Raw genomic sequence first — 21,635 nt, 5'->3', positions numbered from 1 at the left:
CTCGACAACCTCTCCTGGAACAACGGCCAGCAACTATCCCTCACCACCGACAGCCGACATGTCCTTCACTCTGAGGTCACGCAAAAGCTCGTACGACAATGGGCACAAGGCTTGCACGAACAGATGAGCGCCCTCGATGTGGCGACGCTGTCCGGCGGCCTGATCTCCTACCAGTTCGTGTCCAAGTTGTGGCGGCCGATGTCGCCGTCTGTGGCGGTGTCGGCCGAGGTACAGACGAGCGGTGAGGTGGTCGGTGACGGCGGCTCGCTGCTGTTGCCAGGCCTGGTGTCACATGCTGCTGCTGTCGCTCGGGTGGGGTTGCCGGATGACTTGGGGTTGCCGGATGACTTGTGTGAGGGAAACTTCCGCGAACTTGATGTGGACAAGACGGAGTTGTTCCGCCCGGACGTGGAGCGTGTTGTGGAGTATGGGAGGCAGTTGGGCGAAGTGATCGCGGGGCTGGTTGCGGGGTGGGGGCCGGAGGTGGAGTTGCCGGACATCCGGATCACGGTCCGGACGAATGTCAAAGGTGACTGGAGGCCGAATCCGCCGGGTGGGTCGCTGCCGGGCGCGTTGCAGCCGACGGTGAAGGAGCGGACGCAGAGCCGCATCAAAGGCTTGCTGGACCAGGGGATGAAGCAGCGGCCGTCGCGTGGTGAGGGCGAGAACGGGGCCGATGGGGATGATGAGCGCGGCGTCAGTGACGAACTCGCGGCCGTCCTGGAACGTCTGCCGGTGACCTGGTCTTGGGGCAAGCTTAAAAGGAAACGCGGCGAGCATCCCGGCTTGCCGCTCGTGCCCGGGTTCGACATCCGGTCTGCCGGTGGCCTGTCGGGCCGGACCGCGGAGGACTATCGCAGCGCCCGTTGGCTGACCGTCGGTTTTCTCCCCGGCAATGCCGATCATCGTCGTCTGTCGGCCGCTGATGAGCAGCGGCTGTTGTGGCGGCTGGAGGGCTTCGTCGGCCGGTTTGTGGCGAGTCCGCCTGATGCGCGTCCCACACTGAACGTTGAGATTGGGAAGAACTCGCAGGACCGTGAGGAGTGGGGCGGGCAACTACGGGACCGTGCGCTGAAGGAGGTATATGAGGGGCTTCGCCCGCGGTACGGGTTGCCCTCGTTCGCCGAGCTGCGCGAACACGTGCTGATCAGCTCCCAGCCCGAAGCCAGGAACGGGCTGCGGCTCATCGAGACCTCTGCTCCAGCACCGGCTGGCAGCCGGCCGGGCACCGGTGGCCATGCCGACACCGGCATGTCCACCTGGTCACCGCAGGACACCCACCCGCAGGACACCCACACCACTGGAGGACAACGAGACGACGGCGTGGCGCCGCAACCCGCTTCCGGCCATGCCGGTATGGGTGAGGGCGACGTAGCGGGGGGTGGTGTGCTGCTTCCGGTCGAGCAGGATGAGCAGGTGGTGGGTGGTGCCGTTCCGTGGGGTGTGGACGCTCTCATCGGCCGTTCGGTGCCGGGTGTTGTGGGTGCACAGCCCAGCGAGGAGACCGACGGCGGCTCGCTGTTCGCGGGCTCGACACCGTTGGGGTTGATCGGGTCTGACGCCGGTTCTGAGGGTCTGCCCGAACCGGAGGTCGACGACACCGACGAGGCGCAGCCGGGCGTTTCACGGTCTGGTAGCCGGCTGGGCATCGGTGACCACGTTGATACCGGTGTGCACGAAGATACGGGACAGGGTGCGGCCGCTGCTGTCGTCGAGTCAGGCGCTACCACGGACACCGGCCCCGGCACCAGAGCGCAACGCAAACGCCGGGCTTCTTCCGGCAGTGACCAGCAGCCGCTCGAGCCACCGGCGAAACGGGTACGGCCGGATTCCGCCACGGCGGCCGGTGAGGCCGGTGAGGTGAGTCCGGTTGCCACTGCGGGAAGGTTGGAACAAGACGGTCCTTTCCCGGATGAGGTGATGCCGGAGCACTCCGCAGTCGATCCGAACCTGACCGGCTTCGACCCGACCGGCTTCGACATAGCCGGTTTCGACCCGACTCAGGTGGACCTGACCGGTTTCGACCCGACTCAGGTGGACCCGGCCGGTTTCGACCTGACCGGTGAGTACCAAAACGGTGTCGCAGATGCTGACCTGTTCGAGACTTGGGCTGACCTGTTCGAGACTTGGGACGAAACCGCCGAAGATGCGATCGAGTCTTTCCCGGCCCCGGGATGGAACGCGACTCGCCACGCGGTGCCCTGGTCCAACGACCATGGCGACCAGGTTGGCTTCGACCCGACCGACGGGAACCCGACCGGCCTCAACCCGACCCACGGGAACCCGACCAGCTTCGACCTGCCCCACGAGTACCAAAACGGTTTCGCAGATGCTGACCTGTTCGAGACTTGGGCTGACCTGTTCGAGACTTGGGACGAAACCGCCGAAGGTGCGATCGAGTCTTTCCCGGCCCCGGGATGGAACGCGACTCGCCACGCGGTGCCCTGGTCCAACGACCATGGCGACCAGGTTGGCGTGTCGTTTCCCGCGTACCCGCCGGTGTCAGCCAGCCCAGACACCCAGGTGTGGCCGTTGTACAGCAGGCTCGGTGACCAGACCGGCGTGCTCTTCTCACCCGGACCACCCATCAATCCGGAGCCGACAGGCTGGCCGCTGGTCGACGACAGCGGCCAACAGGCCGGGGCCGCGTTCCCCACGAACACCCCACCGCCACCCACCGAAAAACCACTGCCCAACAACACCGCCAGTCCGCACGAGGCGCCGTGGCCGGGCGAACTCGACACCGGGGTCACGCAACCGGCGGCACTGCTCCGGTGGCCGGCAGAACCCGACGGTGACCTGCTCGAACACGTGCGGTCGGCGATGCGGAAGACCCGCCGGCACGGCACCGAACCAGACAAGAACCCCACAGTCACGGCACAAGACGCACACCACGCATACGCCCAGTGGCGCCACACCCGGAACACATACCCGGAATGGACCCACCGTCCGGTACCCACACATGTCACGAGCCTGGCCGAGGAAGTCGCCTGGATCGAAGCACACCGGCACAACGGCCAGCACCGGCCACCTGTCCCCGGCCTGCCCGGCGGCGCACCCGCACCCACCAACCCCACCACGTCAACACCCACCGGCTCCCACACCCACACCAGCAACCAGAACAGCAACGCGCCGACCACCCAGACCACGCAGGACGAGTCCCTCACAGTGCCCGCCGAGATACAGAACCAGATCATCCAGTGGCGCCCAGGAAACGAAGGACCGCAGACACTGAAGACATTCCTCGACAACCTCTCCTGGAACAACGGCCAGCAACTATCCCTCACCACCGACGGCCGGCATCGCTTTCACTCTGAGGTCACGCAGAAGCTCGTACGGCAATGGACACAGGGCCTGCACGGACAGATGAGCACCGTCGAGGTGGCGAGACTGTCCGGCGGCCTGGTTTCCCAACCGACCGTGTCCACGTGGTGGCAGGCGATGTCGCCGTCTGTGGAGGTGCCCACCGAGATACAGAACCAGATCATCCAGTGGCGCCCAGGAAACACAGGCCCGCAGACACTGAAAACATTCCTCGACAACCTCTCCTGGAACAACGGCCAGCAACTATCCCTCACCCGTGACGCGGGCGGCCACTTTGCTCCCGCCACGCAGAAACTCGTACGGCAATGGGCACAAGGCTTGCACCAACAGATGAGCACCACCGAGGTGGCGACGCTGTCCGGCGGCCTGGTTTCCCAACCGACCGTGGCAAGGTGGCGGGCGATGTCGCCGTCGGTGGAGGTGCCCGCCGAGATACAGAACCAGATCATCCAGTGGCGCCCAGGAAACACAGGCCCGCAGACACTGAAAACATTCCTCGACAACCTCTCCTGGAACAACGGCCAGCAACTATCCCTCACCCGTGACGCGGGCGGCCACTTTGCTCCCGCCACGCAGAAACTCGTACGGCAATGGGCACAGGGCCTGCACGAACAGATGAGCACCCGCGAGGTGGCGAAACTGTCCGGCGGCCTGATCTCCTACCAGTTCGTGTCCAAGTTGTGGCGGGCGATGTCGCTGTCTGTGAAGGTGCCCGCCGAGGTAGAGAACCGGATCATCCAGTGGCGTCCGGGAAACACAGGCCCGCAGACGCTGAAGGAATTCCTAGACAACCTCTCCTGGGGCAACGGCCAGCAACTGTCCCTCACCCGTGACGCGGGCGGCCACTTTGCTCCCATCACGCAGAAGCTCGTACGGCAATGGGTAGAGGGCTTGCACGAACAGATGAGCACCGTCGAGGTGGCGAAACTGTCCGGCGGCCTGGTTTCCCAACCAACCGTGTCCACGTGGTGGCGGGTGATGCCGCTGTCTGTGAAGGTGCCCGCCGAGGTAGAGAACCGGATCATCCAGTGGCGTCCGGGAAACACAGGCCCGCAGACGCTGAAGGAATTCCTAGACAACCTCTCCTGGGGCAACGGCCAGCAACTGTCCCTCACCCGTGACGCGGGCGGCCACTTTGCTCCCATCACGCAGAAGCTCGTACGGCAATGGGTAGAGGGCTTGCACGAACAGATGAGCACCGTCGAGGTGGCGAAACTGTCCGGCGGCCTGGTTTCCCAACCAACCGTGTCCACGTGGTGGCGGGTGATGCCGCTGTCTGTGGAGGTGCCCGCCGAGATACAGAACCAGATCATCCAGTGGCGCCCAGGAAACACAGGCCCGCAGACACTGAAAACATTCCTCGACAACCTCTCCTGGAACAACGGCCAGCGACTATCCCTCACCACCGACGGCCGGCATGGCCTTCACTCTGAGGTCACGCAGAAGCTCGTACAGCAATGGACACAGGGCCTGCACGAACAGAAAAGCGCCGTCGAGGTGGCGACGCTGTCCGGCGGCCTGGTCAGCCGCGACACTGTGTCCACGTGGTGGCACGCGATGCCGCCGTCTGTGGAGGTGCCCGCCGAGATACAGAACCAGATCATCCAGTGGCGCCCAGGAAACACAGGCCCGCAGACACTGAAAACATTCCTCGACAACCTCTCCTGGGGCAACGGCCAGCGACTATCCCTCACCACCGACGGCCGGCATGGCTTTCACTCTGAGGTCACGCAGAAACTCGTACGGCAATGGGCACAGGGCTTGCACGAACAGATGAGCGCCGTCGAGGTGGCGAGACTGTCCGGCGGCCTGGTTTCCCAACCGACTGTGGCAAGGTGGCAGGCGATGTCGCCGTCGGTGGAGGTGCCCGCCGAGATACAGAACCAGATCATCCAGTGGCGCCCGGGAAACGAAGGCCCGCAGACACTGAAAACATTCCTCGACAACCTCTCCTGGAACAACGGCCAGCGACTATCCCTCACCCGTGACGGCCGGCATGGCTTTCACTCTGAGGTCACGCAGAAGCTCGTACGGCAATGGGTACAAGGCTTGCACCAACAGATGAGCGCCGTCGGGGTGGCGACGCTGTCCGGCGGCCTGGTCAGCGCCCGCACTGTGTCCACGTGGCGGCAGGCGATGCCGCCGTCTGTGGAGGTGCCGGCCGAGATAGAGAACCAGATCATCCAGTGGCGCCCGGGAAACGAAGGCCCGCAGACACTGAAAACATTCCTCGACAACCTCTCCTGGAACAACGGCCAACAACTACCCCTCACCCGCGGCCACTTTGCTCCCGCCACGCAGAAACTCGTACGGCAATGGGCACAAGGCTTGCACCAACAGATGAGCGCCACCGAGGTGGCGAAACTGTCCGGCGGCCTGGTTTCCCAACCGACCGTGTCAAAGTGGTGGCAGGCGATGCCGCCGTCGCTGACCGTGCCGGACGAGGTCCGGAAACAGATTACCGAGTGGCGCCCACAGCCTGGTCATGGACCACAAACACTGCACGACTTCCTGCTCGACCTCACATGGGACGACGACCAACAACTACCCCTCACCCGTGACGCGAGAGGCCACTTTGCTCCCGTCACGCAGAAGCTGGTGCAGGAATGGGCACGTGGTTTGCCCGGGCAGATGAGCGCCCGCGGGGTGGCGAAACTGTCCGGCGGCCCGATCTCCGAAACGACCGTGTCGCACTGGCGGAAGAAAGAGAGCGAGGAGCGCAAACGTCATGCTTCTTCGGGTAGTGATCAGCACACGCTCGAGCCGCCGAAGAAACGGGTGAGGACGGAACTTCTTGGTTCGGAGAATGACGATAACGATATCGTTATGGATGATGCCGGTTTGGTGATGCCGGGCGCAGGTGATACCGCCAATGAGGGCAGCGGCGGCTTTAGCGGCAGGAACGAGGACATCTCCAGGCTGACCCAGCTCGCCAGACTCGCGCTCGCGTCCAGTGAGTTCGAGGTACCGCACGCGCAACGCACAACGGCGAGGGCGTTGGGGCTGCAAATCCGCAATGTCGCAGCCGACGGGGACTGCTTCTACCAATCGGTTGTGGATTCCGTGCCGCAGGAGGAATGGGACCGACGCGGTTATGCGCGGACCGTGCCGGGATTGCGTCACGCACTCGCTGACTACCTTCTACAAGACGATAGCCACCTCTCCTATTTCGCCGCCCTCGCCAACGGCGATGACATGCAGGCCACACTGCAGCTACAGGAAGCCGCAGCCAACATACGCAAATCCAGGACCTGGAACAACGACGGCGGTGACATCGCTCCCCAGCTCGTCGCCGGCTTGCTGGACGTCAACATCAAGGTGATCGGCCCCGACGGTGTCCTGTCCACCCAGGGCACCGTCGACGACGGCACGAGGCGGACCTACTACATCGTCTACAACGGCACAAACCACTACATGGCCACCCGGCGCCTGCAAGACACCCACACCGTCGAAACCGCCGGAGAACAACGACGCGACCCTATTGCGCCGCACCCCGCACAGCACACCATCTCCCCACGAACACAGTATCCGGATCCCACCGGCGCCTCGGGACACACCACACCGCACCGCCACAATGCGTCCGAGATGACAACAGCCTCCCGCTACACCGAAAATGCGGGACAACCCTTTATCCGCCATCTCGACCAGGCCCGGACCGAGCTGACTTGGCCCGCGGACTCCCGGTATTCCGACAACAAGGATGACGAGCTGCGCATCGTGCGTGCCATCGACACACACACCGTCACGCCAGCAGCCGGCATGGACGACATGTTCCCCTGGCGGGACAGCGCTGACCCCGCACGCCGCGTGTTCGCCCCCTACGCCGACGAGCACGGAAACGTGCACCCCCTCGTACGGAAGAATGCTGACCAGATCACCGCCCGCATGTACGCCGCGGGAAGGAACCTACTGGCCGGTATCGCGGCAGACGCCAATGACACACGGCTACCCAACTCCGCAATGGACCGCCTCAAAAACCGGGTATGGCCGCAGCTGGAAAAAGCCGTGGCCCAGGAGATCAGGCGCCTCACCCTCGGAGATCCCAATCCCTCTTTCCCGGTACGCGTCCGCACAGTGGAACACAAACACGTCCGGCCGCACGAACACATTCTCGTCGGCCAAAACGGACTTTTCCTGTCCCCCTCGCCCGCCGACATGTTCCTCGATGAACAGCCATCACTTCTCAACGGCCGCATCCTCGGCGTCTACCTCGGCGCAGTCATCCGCGACCAGCACTCTCTGGACAACTGGAGAACCAGATACAGCACATTTCCCGCCTACGCAATGAATCTCGACGCCGAGCCCAGCCTGGAACACCACCTCATGTCCGCGGAAGGCGCAGCCAATTCCATAGCGTTCGCCAACACCGCGGTCACCGAAGGCCCCGAACCCGCCATCGACCTAAATCGAGTCAACGCCCAATTTGTAGAGTTCAGAGTAAATATGCCCACCAACACCGGGCAGCTGCGCTCTCAGTCCATCATGGCACTCATTGCCCTAGACAACGCATTCGACATCCTCACCAACCCATATGGGATCATCATCGCAGACTACGGCGACGGCTATGTCGACCTCTTCAAAAAAACAGACAACAATGTAAAAGAAGAACCAGCCGACTGAGCGAATTTCACGAGCGGACGCAGACAACATTCACTCCAATGCCAACAAAACAATCGATGATCGCCACGTCCCGGCCCCGAGCGGAACAAATGCGGGTCATCCGCCAGCCGAACCCGGCGGTAATGAAATAGCCCAGCAAGCAAGCTGTCCGAAAAACGCGAGGCGGACCATGCACCTGTGATCGCAGTGGTGTGTGGTTGTGAGTGGGTTGTGTTGTGGATCGGAGTTGAGTGGTGGATATCGAGTTTGATCCGGCGTTTGACTGGTTGTGGGTTTTGGTGGTGGGGCAGAAGGCTCCACGGGTTGATGTGGCGGCGGCGCGCGCGTTGGCGGAGAGCTGGCGTGATAGTGGTGTGACGCTGGAGGAGATGGGGCGGTCTCTGGGGTCGCTGGCGGCGGTGGCGGAGCGGAGTATCGGTGGTGGTGCCGGGCGTGCGTTCCGTAATCGTGTTGATGAGCTGGCCGCTGCGGTGCCGCAGCTGGTGGGTCTGGCCAGGCAGCAGTCGGCGGCTTTGCTTGATCTTGCGTTGAACGTGGAGTTGGGCGTTTATTCGATGATGATCGAGATCGCGTTTTTCGCGGCGTCGATCATCTGGGCACTGGCGGACCCGTTCACGGCGCCGTTGGTTCCCGCGTTTATTACTGCTGCCCGTATCGCGGTGGCTCGCATTCTGGGGAAGCTGCACTGGGTGGTGCGGCTGCTGGTGGAAGCCCTCCAGGAGGGTGTCGAGGAAGTCGTGCAGGGCGCGTTGGCGCAGATCATCCAGTTCGTTGAGGGCAACCGGCATGAGTGGGACGGGCAGAATTCGCTGATCGAGTTCACCGCGGGTGCCGCGGCGGGCGGCCTGATGGGCGCCATGTTCATGGGTATGAAGAAGTTGGGGCCGCGGGTTGCGGGCTCGATGTTGTTCCACGGGTTTACCGAGGCGGCGGCGGAGACGGTGGTCGGCGCGGGTGCGGCGGGGATCCTGGGCGGCAGTATGGATGATCTGTGGACCGGTGCGGTGGGTGGCGGGTTCACCGGGGCAGTTGACAAGGGTGCTGCCGATGCTGGTGAGAAGATCGGTGAACTGGTCAATGGTGTGGGCGTGGTGGGCGGCCCGGACATCCCCGCGATCGACATGCCGGATGCTGTCGGTGTTCCGGTTGTGCAGACGGGGGACAAGCCCGGGCACAGTCTCGGTGACTCGGATTCCGGCTATGGCAGCGAGTCTGGTGACACCGGCAGCGAGTCCGGTGATGCGAACTCGGGCTACGGCAGCAAGTTTGGTGACACGGACTCGGATTCCGGCAGCGATGGCGACTCCGGGCCTGCCGGCAGCGGTGTTTTCGCCCATGGTCCCACCAGAATCGGCCCGATGACGACCGTAGCGGCCGAGGGTGTGGGGGTTGGTGGCGTGCGTGGTCAAGGCGGTGGGCCGAGCGCCACGGCCCCCCCCGCTACGGCAGCGGGCACCCCGTCGCCGGGAGTGCATCTGCCCACACCGGGTGCCGTGGATCCGGTCACCGCTGGTCCCACGCCTATCGGCGTGCCGCCGGGTGTGGATGTGTCGGCTGCGGCCACGGGTCTGCCGCTCGTGGCCGCAGCCGACACGTCGGCCCTGGTCACTGACCCCGCCCCATCGGCGGGACAGCACCCGGCCACACCGATGCCGGACACTCCGGCAGCCACGGACACGTCGACACCGGTGCCCAGCACGTTCTCCCCCAGCCAGGACGTGGGAACGCCGCTGCCCGGGACTGTGTCACCCGGCCCGCACACGGCCACGCCTGCGGACGGCGTCGTCACCCTGTCACTGCACGAGGGCTCGCCCCTGCCGCAAGCCCCCTCACCTGCCTCGGCCACGTCCGCTGTCCTCGACGGCAGCACCGAATCTGATGTGCCCCAGACCACCCAGCCCGGGCGACACAACGGCATGCCCGAAACCACCCATCCGCACGCGGAGCTGTCCGAAACCGGCCTAGCCCACACCGGCAGCATCCCACCCGCCTGGCCGACGTCGATCGGGCAGCCGCAGGCCGGGACTCCGTCGTCCACTCGCCCCCAGGGCGACCGGGCGGTCGAGCCCGGCACCCCACTGTCGATGGCAGTGGACTCGGCCATACCGGGTGCACCGACAGGGCCGGACACACCATTGTTGGAGCGCGACACACGACCGTTTGACCCAGCGTTGCTGTGGCCGGGTTGGGTGCAGGCGTTGACGGGAGAGGTCACGCACGCTGGGAGGCACAACACCGATCAATCCCAGGACGCCGGGCCCGCTGGCCTGCACGAGCGGCCGCAGTCCGGTGAGCTGAACGCCGAGGCCAAGCAGTCGGCGGTGGTGGGTGGGTGGCCGGTGGAGTTGAGTGGTGACCTGCTTGAAGTTGTGCGGTCTGCGATGCGGAAGGCCCGGCAGCAAGGGGAGAAACCGCAGGAAAATGTGGTGGTGACGGCGGAGGATGCGCGCCGCGGGTACGCGTTGTGGCGGCAGGTCCGGCTTAGATTCCCGGAGTGGGCTCAGCGTCCGGTGCCGACGCATTCCACGAGTCTGGCTGCGGAAGTCGCCTGGGTCGAGGTGCAGGTGCGTAACGGTCATGACCGGCCGCTTATTCCGGGCCTGCGTGGCGGAGCCCCCAGCACGTCCCGTGCCACTAACCTCTCTGCTTCAGCATCGTCTGGTAGTCGGGCGCGCACCGGTGATCACGCGGACGCTGATGATCACGCAGCCGCGCGGGGCGAGTCCCTGGTGGGAGAGATGCCTCTGCAAGACCCGTTCAAGTGGCGCCCCGGGGTCGACGAGTTTGACACGTGGCCCGAATTTCTGGAGCACTATCTCGCCAACGCTTCCCCGGATCAGCCGCAAATCACCCTCTACGTGCCCGGGAACGAAGGACAGCGGAAGTTCACTCAGGAAGCACGGGAATGGGCGGTTTTGTGGGCAAAATCCGTGCGCTGGGATCTCGACGCGAATGGATATGTTTACGGCGCGGAAAGAGTGGTGCGCGCGCTTGGCGGACTGCTAAAAAAAACCTCTCTGCAATACCGGTGGAAAGATACGAATTTGCCCGACCCGCCGCCGGTGCCGCCCGGCGTGCGGGAAAAGATCATCAACTTCACGCCGTCGCAACCCGGGGAAACGCTGGGGAAGTTCCTGCTCCACCTTCAGAGGGGCGGCCTGAACCTGTTTCTTGGCAAATACGAGACCGGCATCTTCGTCTCTTCGGTAACGCAGGAGCTGGTGCATGAATGGGTTCTAAACGAAAAACACGAAGGAAATACCAATGCGGAGGTGGCGGGCCTGGCCGGTAAGATCGGCGAGCTGCCCGTGGTCACGGCAAATGCCGTGAGATTACTTCGAAATAAAAAGAGAAAGGGGGGCAAGCCGGCGAGGAAACAGAAGAATTTGGATTGCTCTGGTCTGGGGGATGACAATGCCGCAGCGGACGGCTTGATTGGCGACGTGCCCGCTGCTGTTGGTCCGTGGGGGACGTTTGAGCAGCGGGCGACGGCGAGGGGGTGGGGGCTGGAAATCCTCGATGTCGGAGCTGATGGTGACTGTTTCTACCGGTCGGTGCTGGATTCAGTGCCGGAGGAGGTATGGGGGCCCCGGCTTGATCAGCTCGGCAAGGAACGGTCCGTGCAGGGGTTGCGCAACGCACTCGCCGACAATTATCTACAAAGATTTGTCGCCGGCACCGACGCTGAGCGGGCCTCGCTGCAGATCGTCGCGGACGACATTCGTGCACCTCGGAGTTGGAGCAATGTTGGTGGTGACGTTGCTCCCCAGCTCGTTGCGGATTTGCTGGGCGTCAACATTGTGGTGATCGTCCCCGATGGTCGCCTGTCCACCCAGGGTGTCGAGCAGTACGGCACCAGGGAGACCTACTACATCGTCTACAACGGTACGGACCACTACATGGCCACCCGGCGATTGGAAGACGCTCACACTGCCGGAGGATCAGGAGACCTCGTGGCGCCGCAACCCGTTTCCGGCCATGCCGTGCCTACTGCTGTTGATCCGTCCATATCGGACACTGGGGTGGTGTCGTCTGGTAGTAGGATGCGCGCTGGTAATCTCGCGGATAGCGGTGAACACGCAGCTGCGCGGGGCGAGTCTCTAGTGGTGCCGCAGTGGGTGCGGAAGCGGATTGTCGAGTGGCGTCCACAGCCCGAACAGGAATCTTCGCAGGCACCGCAGGATCAGAAATTCCCGGGGACACTGCGGGAGTTCCTGCTTGATCTCAAATGGGATGACGGACAGAAGCGCGACCTGCAGCTGCCCCTTGCCCGCGGCAGGGGTCACCGTCTTGATCCGGTCACGCAGGATCTGGTGACTGCGTGGGTTCAGGGCTTGCTCTCGGAGGGGTTCACCCAAACCAGAGTGGCGGAGCTGTCCGGCGAGCTGGCTAGCCGTGACTTTGTGTGGCGTGCTCGCCAGGTGCCACGCGCTGCTGGTGTCGCTCAGGCCGGACTGCCGGATGATGTGCGTGAGGGGATCTTTCGCAAACTTGATGTGGACGGGACGGAGTTGCGCGACCTGGACCGGAAGCGTGTTGTGGAGTATGGGAGGCAGTTGGGCGAAGTGATCGCGGGGCTGGTTGCGGGGTGGGGGCCGGAGGTGGAGTTGCCGGACATCCGGATCACGGTTCGGACGAATGTCAAAGGTGACTGGAGGCCGAATCCGCCGGGTGGGTCGCTGCCGGGTGCGTTGCAGCCGACGGTGAAGGAGCGGACGCAGAGCCGCATCAGAGGCTTGCTGGACCAGGGGATGAAGCACCGGCCGTCGCGTGGTGAGGGCGAGAACGGGGCCGATGGGGACGGTGAGCGCGGCTTCAGTGACGAACTCGCGGCCGTCCTGGAACGTCTGCCGGTGACCTGCTCTTGGGGCAAGCCTAAAAGGAAACGCGGCGAGCATCCCAGCTTGCCGCTCGTGCCCGAGTTCGACATCCGGTCTGCCGGTGGCCTGTCGGGCCGGACCGCGGAGGACTATCGCAGCGCCCGCCAGCTGACCCTGGAATTTATCGCGCGGAAAGGCAATCGTCTGTCGGCCGCCGATGAGCAGCGGTTGTTCTGGCAGTTGGAGGGTTTCGTCGGTCGGTTTGTCGTGAGTCCGCCTGACGCGCGTCCCACGCTGAACGTCGAGATTCTTCAGAACTCGCAGGATCGTGAGGATCGTGAGGAGTGGGTCAAGGAACTACGGGACCGTGTTCTGAAAGAGGTATATGAGGGGCTTCGGCCGCGGTACGGGTTGCCCTCGCTCGCCGAGCTGCGCAAACACGTGGTGATCAGCTCGCTCCCCCGGTCCAAGAACGGGCTACGGTTCACCGAGATTTCTGCTTCAGCACCGTCTGGTAGCCGGCTGCGTGGTGATCACGCGGATACCGGTGAACACACACCCGCCGACGTGGTGCCGCAGGCGCCGCATCCCGCTTTCGGCCACGCCGGTCTGAGTGGGGTTGAGGGTGTGGGGGCTGGCTTCAGTGAGTTCGCCGGCTGGATGGATATGGGCTTGCCGGAAAGTATGGTCTCTGCGGTCGAGGTGCAGCCGGGTGTTTCGTCGTCTGGCAGCCGGTTGGACATAGGTGTGCACGCAGATGCAGGGCAGAGCGGAGCCACTGCTGTTGTCGAGGCAGGTGCCGCCTCGGACACCGGTCCTGATTCGGGGGTGCAGCGTAAACGCCAGGCTTCTTCTGACGGTGGCCAGGAGTCGTTCGAGCCGTCGGCGAAACGGGTGCGGCCGGATTCCGCCGCGGCGGCGGGTGAGGTGATGCCGGAGCACTCGGCAGTGGATCCGGGTGCGGTGGACTCCGGCCTGACCAACTTTGACCTGCCGGACTTTGACCTGCCTGACTTTGACCTGCCTGACTTTGACCTTGGCTTGGAGCCGACCGGCTGGGACCTGCCTCGCTTGGGTCTGATCGGCTTTGACCCGGCTGGTTTGGACCTGGCCGGTGTTGACCTGCCGAACGTCGATGAGCAGGAGGGTTGGCGGCCCAGGCCCGATTCCGTTGCGGGTGTCGATGGTTCGATCGGCGACGTGCCCGCTGCTGTTGATCGGTCCATAACGGACACTGCGGTGGACTCCGGCCTGCCCCACTTCGGCCTGCTCGACTTTGACCAGACCCACCTTGACCTGACCCAGTTTGACCCGACCAACTTTGACCTGCCGGACTTTGACCTGCCTGACTTTGACCTTGGCTTGGGGCCGACCGGCTGGGTTCTGCGTCGCTTGGGTCTGATCGGCTTTGACCCGGCTGGTTTGGGCCTGGCCGGTGTTGACCTGCCGAACGTCGATGAGCAGGAGGGTTGGCGGCCCAGGCCCGATTCCGTTGCGGGTGTCGATGGTTCGATCGGCGACGTGCCCGCTGCTGTTGATCGGTCCATAACGGACACTGCGGTGGTGCCGTGGCCCGACCTCACCAACGACCACCGGACCGATTCTGCAGGCGCTGACCTGGATTACTCTGCGGGCGCCGGTCATTTCTTCGCGGGTAAACCCGCTGGCATGCCAACGGATAGCTGGTGCGGGCTTGCCGTGAAGGGCAAAGTGGTGAGCGAGCCGGCGATTCACATCGACTCGGTCTCACCGCGGCAGGCGAGTAAATACATCAAGTCGGAATTTCCGCACCTACCGTTTATCAATGCCGCCAATTTCCTCTGGTACGACCGCTTCCCCGGAAGGCTGCGGTCGGCGCTGCGGGACTGGTACCACCGTCACCTGTCGGACAGTGGGCCGAACGCCAACTGTTCCGAGTGTATCGTGGCGACCGACAAGGCGATGGACAACATTGCCGCGAAGGCGCCATGGGTGGCGCAACCTCGAAAAACGGTCACCGCTATCCGGAACTATTTCCACACGACCGAATGGAATGTGTTCTACTCGTGGGATGATGTGATCAGGCACATGAAGAAGACCCGGGTGGGGTCTCGTGCGATCGTGTACGTCGAGACAGCAGACCCGGTGGCCCACGTCTTCAACGTCATCAACCGGCCCGAGGGTGTCGTCTTCCTGGATGGCCAGACCGGAAGACTCGGCAAGCTTTCGCCTGAAGCGACGCAGATCGTTCTCGTCGAGTACTCCGGGCGGAAGTTGGAGCACTCGGGCGCGGATCACCAGCTTCCCGACGAGGGGGGACTGCCCAGTGTTCTGACCGGCCCCGCGACACCCGAAAACACACCACAGCCCGGTCGGTACGACGCTGGCACCAGTATTCCCAGCGGGTTGAAACCAGCCGGGAGCTACGCGGGCTCGACTGCCCACCCTGCTGTGATCGTTGCCCCTCCCGAGGAGATGCCAGCTGCAACCCGTCCGGACACACGTCCGCAGCGCACCCGGGCGGTCCAGCCCGACACGCCGCCGTCGACAGCGGTGGACGCTCCCCCACCAGGCTCACCGGCAAGGCCGGACACGCTGCTGCTGGAACGCGACTCGCCACTGCCCGGCCCTGGACCGGCACCGCATGTCTCACAGTCACCCGCGACTGGCGAGGCGGTTGTGATGGACGCGCCGGCGAGCGCGGTGCCCTGGGCCAACGACCGCGGTGACCAGGTCGGCGTGTCGTTTCCCGCGCACCCGCAAGTGGCAGTCAGCCCGGACACCACGCGCGCCACGGCAGCGAGCCGGTCGGCGTGGCCGTTGTTCAGCAGGCACGGTGCCCGGACCGGCGCGCTCTTCTCGCCCAAACCACGCATCAATCCGGAGTCGAACGGCCGGCCGCTGGTCGGCCGCCGCGGCAAGCGGACCGGGGCCGCGTTGCCCACCAGCATCCCGCCGTCACCTACCGAAGAACCACTGCCCGACAAGACCGAGACGGCGTGGCCGCTGGCCACCAGCGGTGATGCCCGGGTCGGTGCGAGTTTTTCCTCGCCGACTGACCTGGTCACCAGGCGCTATGCGCGCCGAGTGCCCACCGTGGCCGAACCGCTGCGTCACGACGGTCCGGAGCTTGTCGTCGAGGTATCTGAGGCCGGGCTCGCTCCGGCGCAGAGGAGGGTGTTGGCGGGGCACGCCCGGTATCTGGCGGAGCAGGCGGACGCGCGTGCGGAGCGTGGTTTTGCCTCTCCGGTCGTTACCCTGCACGCCGCCGACACCGCATCCGCAGCTGCGGTGGAGCAGGTGTTGACCGGTGGGATCACTGAGCATGCCAGCCGGGTGCGGGGCGTGCCGACGACCATCGACGATCTGGGCCTCGCGCTGACCATCACCCCCGCGCCGGCGCTGCCGTCGGGCGTTGTGGAGCTGCGGGTTGACTGGGAGCTGCGCGGTCCCGGTCACCAGACGCTCGACGACACCGGTCCGGAACGCCGCCTCGCCGAGCCGTTGGAGATCACCGCCGCCGCCGGCTGGCTACCCAAGCCACACCCGGTGCTTGACGACATGAGTTGGGCGTACAGCACCGCCGCCAGCGCGGAGTGGATGACCGATCCCGACCCGGTGACCGAGCAGGAACGCGAGGCCGCGCGGCACGACGCTGTGCCGGTCAGGGTGTCTGCGGAGGATGTCGGGCCGACGACGGCGACGCTCACACCGGCACTGCCGATCTCGTCGTGGCGGCACCCGATCGCCTACGACCACGCCCGCTACGAGGTCCGGCCCGGCAAATGGGTGCAGGAATACACGGTCCGGCTACGGTTTCAGGCCGGTCCCAGTGTCGACGTGCGGCGAATCGTCGACCGTGCGCAGGCGGGTCTCGGCCGGCTTTTCAACGACCCTGGCTACCGTCTGCCCAGTGGTGACGGCTTGCACATGCGGGTGCTGCACGACCCGTCGCCTGTCGCGCACGCGGTCATCGCCGTCGGGCCTGCGGGTGGCAAGACGGACATGCTGGGCTGGGCTGAGGACGCCGACGAGTTCACGCTGGCCCACGAGGTCGGGCACTTCTACGGCCTGTATGACGAGTATGTCCGCCGCGATGAGCATGGTGATGACTGGGTGTTCCGCGGTGCGGGCTCGAACCGGGTTGTCGCCGACGATGGGTTGTTCACCGAGCACCTGAAGCATTACCTGCGCGAACTGCGGGAGAAGGGGCGTACCGACCTCTCGCCGCCGTCGGTGAAGCCGCGCCATCTGTGGCTGTTGGAGAACCGTGCGCGGACGCTCGGCATGACCGTCGTCGTGCCGTCGTCGGGTGTGGTTACGCAGGCCTCCGCTGCGGATGTGGAGCCGGCGACTGTGCCGGTTCCGGAGGCGCCGACCGACCAACCCGAGCCGATCCGAAGGCGCCCACGCGACGAGGAAGACGATGCGGTCCTGCAGGAGGTCTCCGAACGGCCTGCCGAGTCGGCTCAACCTGTTTCGCAGTCGGTGGGTTTCGTTGGGGGGCTCCAGAAGCTGCCTGCGGACGCGGTGGCACGGCTGTTTCGGAAGGCCACCGCCGGGCAGGGCAAGTGGAGTGAAAACCCTTGGTGGGATAAACCGATCGACGGTTGGAATGCTTACTTCAACAGTCTGGGGGTCAGGCTCGATGACGAAGACCGGGAGGAGTTGGAGGCGTTCGCTGACGAGTTGGCCGGCATGCTGGTTGAGCGTGCGGAGCGGGGACTGGAGATGCCGGACATACGGCTGACATACCACGGTATGAAGTTCCAGCACGGGCGGCGTGGGGACGCGCACGGGGTTGTCGAGACTGCGGTGCGCCGTGCGCTCAGGGCGCGGGTGCGGGGGCGGGGTGGTACGACCGCCAGGCTGCGTGGGCTGCGTTTTACCTACCTCAGCCAGCGGTCGAAAGACCCATGGCGAAGCGTTTCGATCAGTGTTCACGCGACGCCGGATGGTACCGAGGAGGGCTACTACGAGGCTTCGGCGCTTACCGAGTTCTTCCTGGAAAAATTCGATGTGTTGTCGGAGTCGGCGCGGCAGCGGGTGAGCTGGATGGTACAGGGGTTTGCCCGCCGGTTGCTGGGGGATCCGGGCAATGGTGAGGTTATGAATGTCGGGGTGGTGGTCAATGGATGGTCCGCCTTGTTCAGGAATCCGGACCGTGCCGCCGCCCGGAAACTCGTGGGGGAGGTCGAGAAGCTCATCCGTGACGCCGTCGGCGCGATGTACAACCAGTTCGGCACCGCCGGCTCGCCGTCCGTTGATGACATCCTGCGGGACTCCGTCCGCATCCAGCCGTACTTGGGGGCCCACTCGTATGATGCCGTGTTGTTCGATGTCGTTCGGTCCGAGCAGGCCGGTTCTACCGCTGGTCCGGAGGATGACAATGCCGGCCCGGTTGTGCCGGGCGCGGGGGATACCACCGGTGAGGGCAGCAGCGGTATCGGTGGCAGTGGGCAGGACAGGTCCGAATTGGCCCAGGACCCGGTCCCGCTTGGCGATGGCGGTTCCTGGGACAGGCAGCGTGTGAGGGCGACGGCGTTGGGGCTGGAGATCCGAGATGGCGAAGCCAACGGGGATTGCTTTCCCCAGTCGGTCCTGGACTCGGTGCCGGAGTACGTATGGGGGCCTCGGCTTGACCTGCTCGGCTATGAACGGACCGTGCAGGGGTTGCGCCACGCGCTCGCCGATAACTTTCTACAAAGAATCATTGACAATCCCGATTATTTCGCAGCCACCATCGGTGGTGGCGACGAGTGGGCCTGGTTGTCGATCGAGGAAAACATACGCACACTCGGGAACTGGGATAACGTCGGCGGGGACATCGCTCCCCAGCTCGCCGCCGGCGTGCTGGGCGTCAACATCGTGGTGATCGGTCCCGGCGGCCGCGAGTCCACGCAAGGCGCCGAGTTCCACGACGACTGGCTGACTTGCTACATCATCTACAACGGCACAAACCACTACATGGCCACGCGGCCACTGCAAGACACCCACACCGCCGGAGGGCCACGAGACTCCGTGGCCCCGCAACCCGCTTCCGGCCAGGCTGCTCTGGGCGATGGGTACCTCGACGGCGGCGCCCCGGATCCGATTGCCGGTGAGATGAATCCGTTTGGTACGGGGGACTTCGGCGGTGCCGTGTCGGATCCGAATGCAGCTCCGGCGGCAGAGACATCCGGTCCGTTGCACCACGGATCGCCGGAATTGATGGACTACGAGCCGACTGCGCCGCATGCGACCGGACTTGGGGGAACGCAAGTCGGCGAACGCCACGGCGGCGCGGTGGCGTCTCAGCCGGGTGGCGACAACGTGGCGGCGCTGTCCGCACGCCGGGCGGACTTCATCGCCGGCCAGCTGGGCAGCGAGAGCCCCGACACAGGCGCGGTTCTGCGCGAACTGGCCCGAGTGCAGGGCGACGCGGAGATCAGCGGCCTGATCGACGCCTTCCGGCAGCGCAGCCGGGATCTGCACGCCGAACTGTACGAGGCCCTCAGCGATGCTGAGCTCGACCACGCCCTGACGAAGCTCGGGCTCCGGCAGGACTTCAGCGTCAACCCCGCCCACTCCGCGCCGTCCTTGGCTGCGCGCCCATCGCAGGAACCCGCCGAGCTCCCGGGCGTCCGGGCGTTCGCCGAACAGTTGCAGCGCCACATCGAGGCCGATCAGTTCGACGAGGCGATGATCATGCTGCACGGCCTGGACCGTGACATGCGCACCGTGTGGGCTGTGCAGGACGCCTACCAGGCGGCTAGCTCTCGCGGCCTCGGAGATGATCTGGTGAATCTGCGACCCGAGCACGCCCATGCGGTGTTCGACGCGCTGGGCTTGGTTAACGTTAATCCGGTCTCTCTGGAGCAGGCGGCCCGGTGGCACGAGCAGTTGAAGAACTCCACATTCAACCATCACTCCAGCGGAACCGTCCCCATCCGGATCGACTATCTGGACGGTGATTCTGAGATCCGGGCGCATTTCTGGTCGCTCCAGTTGCAGCGTTTGGGCGCCCAGCCGAGCAAGGTCTTCGTTGTCCGTGCTAACCCAGGTCTCTCGGTTGCCTCTGCCAATGCCATCGATGCTTTGCCTGGCTCGTCTGGCACGGTCAATTGGGACTTCCATGTGGCGCCTGCGATCGTGGTCGACACTCCGTACAGACCGCGCAATTACGTTCTTGACCCCGTGCTCAGCGATGCCCCGCTGCCCGCCGAGGACTGGCTGGCCCTGATGGGTGTCGACATCGCCGATGAGAACGGGGTCATCCTGCTCGGCGGTAGTCCGGAGCACGTCCAGGGCGCTCTAGACCAGCATCTCGCCGACCATCCCGATCAGTGGCTCGAGTACGAGACGCCACTCGGGTATTATCCCAACGGGAAAGCACTCGTCATCTTCAGTGACCCCGGTGTATGGGGCCGGCCGCGTCCGCTACCGGTGGTCCCGGGCACCAGCAGCCTCCGAGAAGCCGACAGGCAAATCCGCCGTGGGCGTGGTGAAGAAGAGTTGATCAGCTTGAACGAGGAGGCGGAGCGTCGCGCTGAAGAACGCCGCATTGTGGACACCCTGCTGGCCATGATAGACGCTACTCTTTCGGCCGGTTTCGACGTCTTCTCCTTCGGCCCCGCAGACCTGAACGCTCTGTCCTACGACCCCGTCGAACTCGACCGGTTCTTCAACGAGGCCGCCCCCGACGCCGCCGTCGCAGGCGGTGCCCTCAGCATCGACGACATCCTGCGTTCGTCCGAAGAGGAGATGCAGACCCCGCTCAACGCTTCGAACACTGGCCAGGTCACTGGTCCGCACGACGTTTTCGCCGAGAACGGCAGCGGCTTTGACGTCAACGCGTTCATGACCGACGGTGCCCTGAGCATCGATTCGTCCAGTGGTTTGCCGGGGATTCCCGAGCAGCAGGCGAGGGGGTTGGGGCTGGAAATCCGCGATGTCGAGTTCGGCGGGGGCTGGTGGTATGGGTTCGACGATGTTGTGCCGGATCCGAATTTTGTTGGGGTGAACTGGTCTGGCGTGGGGGGCTTCGACGGTGTTGTGCCGGTCGACCGCACGACAGCCCGCCCACAGGAGGAGTCCATGTCGGACATCGCGCCGTCGCGGGAGCACCTGGAGCCGACAGGCTGGCCGCTCGTCGGCGGCAGCGGTGAGCGGGCCGGGGCCGCGTTCCTCGCGAACACTCCGCCGTCGTTTACTGGGGGGCGGCTACCTGACAACGCCGGCGAGGCGTGGCCGCTTGCCACTGGCGGTGGTGACCGGATCGGTGCGCACTTCCACTCCCGCTCAGCACCGTCTGGCAGCCGGCCGCACGCCGGCGAACAGCTCGTTTCCGGCCAGGCCGGTCGGGGTGAGGGGAACTTCGACGGCGGTGCGCTAGATCTGAATGCTGTCGTTGCAGGAACGGACGGCTGGTTCGACGACATGCCCGCTGCTGTTGTTGATCCATCCATAACGGACACTGCGGTGATTCCGGATTCGGCTTTGGGCCGGTCCGGTCTGGGTGAGGTGGGTGTGCCGGATGTCGCTGTGACGGATCCGAACGCTATGCCAGGTGCCGGCTCGGGCACTCGTTCCGACGCGCCGGATCCGGTTCTCCAGTGGATCCCCGAGGGTGGTTTGGGTGAGGTGGATTCGGTTGCCGTTTGGGGGCGGTCTGAGCAGGCTGGTTCTCCCTCAGGTGAAGTGATGCCGTTGGAGGAGCCCCACCCGCCGTTCGGCCGCACGACAGCCCGTCTGCGCGATGAGTCCACGTCGTACATAGCGCCGCTGTCGCGGGAGCACGGGGCCGCGCAGTCCGAGGACGACATCGCTCGGCGCTCCAGCTCCGGCGGGCAGGAGACGTAGCCCGACATCAACGACCACAAGCGCCGACAGGTTCCGTCCGCCTAACGACCT

2 protein-coding genes are annotated in these 21,635 nt (G+C 64.9%); both read left to right on the top strand.

Annotated elements, in window-relative coordinates; genetic code table 11:
- Positions 1–123: 123 nt before the first annotated feature.
- Positions 124–7,944, top strand: coding sequence for a hypothetical protein (locus AC07FN_RS41290; RefSeq protein WP_478400577.1), 7,821 nt, complete (start codon positions 124–126; stop codon positions 7,942–7,944).
- Positions 7,945–8,174: 230 nt separating this feature from the next.
- The gene (locus AC07FN_RS41285; protein WP_478400576.1) at positions 8,175–21,584 is read left to right on the top strand and encodes a protein-glutamine glutaminase family protein; all 13,410 of its coding nucleotides are present in this window, start codon (positions 8,175–8,177) and stop codon (positions 21,582–21,584) included.
- The last annotated feature ends 51 nt before the right edge of the window (positions 21,585–21,635 follow it).

Source organism: Saccharopolyspora sp. NPDC045941, from assembly GCF_056431445.1.
Note: the sequence above shows the minus strand (reverse complement) of the source record. Positions and strands in the feature narration are given on the sequence as shown.